The 4817-nt window shown below is 43.0% G+C and carries 4 protein-coding genes; all 4 read right to left on the reverse strand.

The features are described from left to right. Window positions 1–106: 106 nt before the first annotated feature. The 4 genes from V7201_RS13315 to V7201_RS13330 all read right to left on the reverse strand — a co-directional run bounded on the left by V7201_RS13315 (window position 107) and on the right by V7201_RS13330 (window position 4635). On the reverse strand, window positions 107–1765 hold the full coding sequence (locus tag V7201_RS13315) for a glycoside hydrolase family 13 protein (RefSeq protein WP_335377231.1): 1659 nt from the start codon (window positions 1763–1765) through the stop codon (window positions 107–109). A 114-nt stretch (window positions 1766–1879) separates the two neighbouring features. After that, window positions 1880–2911 carry a LacI family DNA-binding transcriptional regulator gene (locus tag V7201_RS13320; protein WP_335377232.1) on the reverse strand — a complete coding sequence of 344 codons (1032 nt, stop codon included), beginning with the start codon at window positions 2909–2911 and terminating at the stop codon, window positions 1880–1882. A gap of 42 nt (window positions 2912–2953) precedes the next feature. Continuing rightward, window positions 2954–3775 carry a carbohydrate ABC transporter permease gene (locus V7201_RS13325; RefSeq protein ID WP_335377233.1) on the reverse strand — a complete coding sequence of 274 codons (822 nt, stop codon included), beginning with the start codon at window positions 3773–3775 and terminating at the stop codon, window positions 2954–2956. Beyond that, window positions 3775–4635 carry a carbohydrate ABC transporter permease gene (locus V7201_RS13330; RefSeq protein WP_335377234.1) on the reverse strand — a complete coding sequence of 287 codons (861 nt, stop codon included), beginning with the start codon at window positions 4633–4635 and terminating at the stop codon, window positions 3775–3777. The genes V7201_RS13325 and V7201_RS13330 overlap by 1 nt, the downstream gene beginning before the upstream one ends. Window positions 4636–4817: the final 182 nt, after the last annotated feature.

A 4817-nucleotide genomic window follows, 5' to 3' on the forward strand; every position in this document is an offset into this window, starting at 1 on the left:
GAGAGATTTAAGCCCTGAATGGTCATAAACGCTATTATTCCGACACTCTTGTTTACAGTCTAAAAAAGGTGTCCCAATATACATTGGCGACACCCTCAAAAAATGATTATTTCACATAAACTCTCGTTTCAAAAGGTTTTAACGTGAAGGATGTAACTGGTCCGTGCGTTTCTACCTCGTGATTGCTTAGCAATAGCTTATTTGCATCAAGCGAGAAGCCATCAAATTCAAACGCTGCCGGCTCACCGGAAAGGTTTGAAATCACGATTGCTTGCTCAGCGTCCAGTGTCCTTGTGTACGCGTAGATTTGCTCATGGTCTTCAAGAATCAAATCGTACGTTCCATAAGTGAATACTTCGTGTTCCTTCTTCATCTCGATCATTTTTTTATAAAAATGGAGAATGGAATCAGGGTCGGCAAGCTGCTGCTCGACGTTCACACTTGGATAATTAGGATTCATTCCAAGCCAAGGGTTGCCGGTAGTGAAGCCTGCATTCTCAGCTGATGACCATTGCATCGGTGTACGTGAGTTATCGCGGCTCGTTGCCCAAATGAATTCCATGATTTCTTCATGGGAAACGCCATTTTCACGGCGGATTTTATAAAGATTCTTGATGGCTACATCATCGTAATCATCAATTGAAGGGAATTGGACATTCGTCATGCCGATTTCCTGGCCTTGATAGATGAATGGTGTACCCTGCATCAAGAAGTACATGGATGCGAGCGCAGTCGCGCTTTCACGCCAATATTCCTTATCATTTCCCCATGTAGAGACAATGCGCGCTTTGTCATGGTTTTCAATGAAAAGCGCATTCCAGCCTTTGCCTTCAAGGCCTTTTTGCCAGCGGGTGAATACCTTCTTCAATTTTGCAAGGTCAAGAGCCTTCTTTTCAGAATCCCAAAGATCAAGGTGTTCAAACTGGAAGACCATATTGAACTTGCCGTTTTCTTCTCCAACCCATAGGTCCGCTTCTTCGATGCTGACACCATTAGCCTCACCGACAGTCATGATGTCGTATTTAGAGAAGGTTTCCTGCTTCAGTTCCTCAAGGTATTGCTGGATTCCATCTACATTCATATGCTTATCAAATGAAGAGACATACTGAAGACCTTCAGGGTTCGGCATGTCCAGAAGTCCGTCTTCTTTTTTGATATGGCTGATCGCATCTACACGGAAGCCGTCGATCCCTTTATCAAGCCACCAGTTGATCATGTCATACAACGCTTTGCGGACTTCTTCGTTTTCCCAGTTCAGGTCAGGCTGCTTGCGTGAGAAAATATGCAGGAAGTATTGTTGAGTTGCTTCATCATATTCCCATGCAGATCCGCCAAAAATACTTTCCCAGTTGTTTGGTTCTGCGCCATCCTTGCCATCACGCCAGATATACCAATCGCGTTTCGGGCTGTCTTTTGACTCGCGAGATTCAAGGAACCAGGCGTGTTCATCGCTCGTATGGTTAATGACAAGGTCGATGATCAGCTTCATGCCGCGTTTATGTGTTTCTTTTAACAGCTGGTCGAAGTCTTCCATCGTACCGAATTCGTCCATAATATCCTGGTAATCACTGATATCATAGCCATTATCATCATTAGGGGATTTGTACATCGGGCAAATCCAGATCACATCGATGCCCAAATCCTTCAAGTAATCAAGTTTCGAAATCATTCCTTTTAAATCGCCAATGCCATCGCCGTTTGAATCCATGAAGCTTCTTGGATATACCTGATAGGCGACCGCTTCTTTCCACCACGTGTGTTTCATTTGAACCCTCATTTCTTTGTAAAAAACCTGATGTATCCAGTCATTTTACTTTAAAAGTTTTGCGCTGCCAAGGTGAGTTGGCTTTTACAGTCTAACTTCACCGGACTGTATCGATTATAGTTTAGCTCCAATAGAACTGCATGATTTTCGCTCGACCATTTTAGCGGGAATCGTGATCCGCTTAGGAAGAGCTTTTGGATTTTTAATGATCTCTATTAAACAGTTAGCTGCTTCAAAGCCTAACTGAAAGATATCGATGTTCACGGACGTCAGCTGCGGCTTCATATGCTCTGTGAGCGGTACATCATTAAAGCTCACAATTGAAATCTCCTCTGGCAGTTTAATATTCAATTCCTCTGAATAACTCATGAGTTCAATGGCCATAAAATCATCTGCCACAACAAGGGCAGTAGGTGGCTCATGAGAAGAAAGGAAATTGGTTATGCCTTCTTTTCCTTCTGATTTTAAGCATTTCTCATGAATAATATACGTTTCATCAAAAGGAATGCCGGCATCATGGAGGGCTTGTTTATATCCCTCAAGCCGGTCGATTGTAAAGACGTAGTCTAAATTGACTCCGATGAAAGCGATCTTGCTATGGCCAAGATGGATCAAATAGTCTGTGACCTGTTTCGTGATATAAATATTGTCATTATCTACATAGGTAATTCGTTCAGCGTTCTTGTATGGCCGGCCTATGACGGTGAAAGGGAAATTCTCTTCCAGTAGATATTTCATGATCCTGTCATCCGTTTTCGAATAAAGGAGAATGATGCCGTCGACTCTGCGGCCCTGGACCATGGAAACAACCTGTTCGAAAATTTCTTCATCCGTAATGCCTGTCGTTAAATACACCCCGAATTTATCCTCGTGTGCTTTCATGCTGATTCCCCTGAGCACTTCAGGGAAGAACGGGTTTTGCAATGCCTGGGTAGCTGAATTGGGCATGACGATGCCGATTGCTTCGGTACTCCTGACAACCAGGCTTCGAGCTTGGAAATTAGGATGGTATCCCAGCTTCTTCATCTCTTTTCGTACACGCTTCTTGGTTTCTTCACTGATATGAGGGTGATCGGCTATCACCCTTGAAACGGTCGAAGGTGAAACAGCGGCTGCCTTTGCTACATCTTTAATTGTGACTGCCATTGGTCGTCTCTCCCTATACGATCGATTGTTCGTGCAAGACAATTATTTTACGGAACCCTCTGATACTCCCTTGATGATTTGCTTTTGAAGGAAGAAGTAAATAATGATGACTGGAATGATCGCGATCGTCAAACCTGCCAAAGCCAAATGCCATTGTTTTGTGTATTCTCCAAAGAAGAAGAACATTTTTAGCGGAATGGTTTCCATTCCTTGCTGGTTGATGACCAGGGAAGGAAGCAGGTAATCGTTCCAGATCCAGATGATATTCAGGATTGCGACTGTTACAGAAACCGGTTTTAACATCGGGAAAATGATGTACCAGAAAATCTGGAATCGGTTCGCACCGTCAATTGTTGCCGCTTCATCAAGTGACTTTGAAATCCCGCTCAATGTTCCATGATAAAGGAAGATCGACAAGCTTGCGCCAAAGCCAAGATACATGAAGATCAGTCCGGCTCTGTTAAGCATTTCAACCTTTCCAAAAATCGAAACCAGTGGAATCATGACCGATTGGAAAGGGATGAGCATCGCAGCTACAAAAAGCATGAAGATGATACCGCTCGTTTTTCCGCCTTTTCTGGATAGGGCATATGCAGCCATCGAAGAGAAGATAATGATGACAGCAACCGCCAGCACCGTAATCAATACGGAATTAAAGAATGTTTTGATGAAATCGAGACGTTCAAAAGCAACCGAATAGTTCTCGAATGTAAAAACATCTGGAAGCTTTATTGTGTCTTCAAACATTTCTCTTTTTGTTTTAAAAGAGTTGACGATCATCAGATAAAACGGGGAAAGCCAAATCAGCGCCAAAATGATGCCGAGAATTTCTAAGATGATTCTGCTTTGCTTTTTCTTCTTCATTACATCTCGACCTCCCGTTTTTTATTGATGTAAACCTGTGTCAATGAAATGACTGCAACGATCAAGAAGAAAATGACTGCTTTTGCCTGAGCGAAAGCCATCGCGTTTTCAACGAACGCTGTCTTGAAAATTTCCATCGCCACCATCTGGGTGGAGTTGTATGGTCCGCCGCCAGTAAGCGATAGGTTTTGGTCGTAAAGCTTGAAGGAGTTTGAAAGTGTCAGGAACAAGCTGACTGTGAATGCAGGCATAACCAGCGGGAATGTGACGTGATAAAAACGCTGGAAACTGTTTGCACCGTCAATTTCAGCTGCTTCAAGCAATTCCTGCGGAACTCCTTCAAGGAATGAGATGTAAATGACCATGATATAACCGGCCATTTGCCAGCTCATCAGGATTGCCATTGCCCAGAATCCCGTTTCGGTTGTCGATAACCAGCCTTGCAAGCCTTCAATTCCAAGAATCTCGCCGACGCTGGCGAAAACTTTTGTGAAAATGAACTGCCAGATGAAACCTAAGATCAGTCCGCCAATAAGGTTTGGCATGAAGAAAATCGTTCTAAGGATATTGTTCGTTTTGAATTTTTGCGTCACAAGCAACGCTAAAGAGAGGCCGAAAAAGTTGATTAGAAACACTGAGACAACGGTGAATTTAGTGGTGAACCACAACGCATCCTTAAATTCTTCCTCAGCAAATAAGGCTTTATAATGTTCAAGGCCTACAAATGATGGTGTCTTAATCCCGTTCCAATCAGTAAATGAGTAATACACTCCGTATGCAAGCGGCAGAATCACAACTACAGCAAGCGCGAACAATGCTGGAGCCAGGAAAAGCCAGTACCAGAGATTCCGGTTACGCATCTGTAAATCCTCCTGTCTATGTAATGCCCGGGAAGGGATTACACGTTTTTAGTAAAAAATCCATTGTTGTGCAAACGTTTGTACAAACTATTTTTCTCATTATTTAACTTCTAGAAAAAAAGGTAGGAAACAAAACAGCCAAAGCCGTTCTGTTTCCTCTTTTGAAAGATAAGAAAGTATAA

The organism is Bacillus sp. JJ1122 (assembly GCF_036964885.1).
Lineage (GTDB): Bacteria > Bacillota > Bacilli > Bacillales > Cytobacillaceae > Mesobacillus.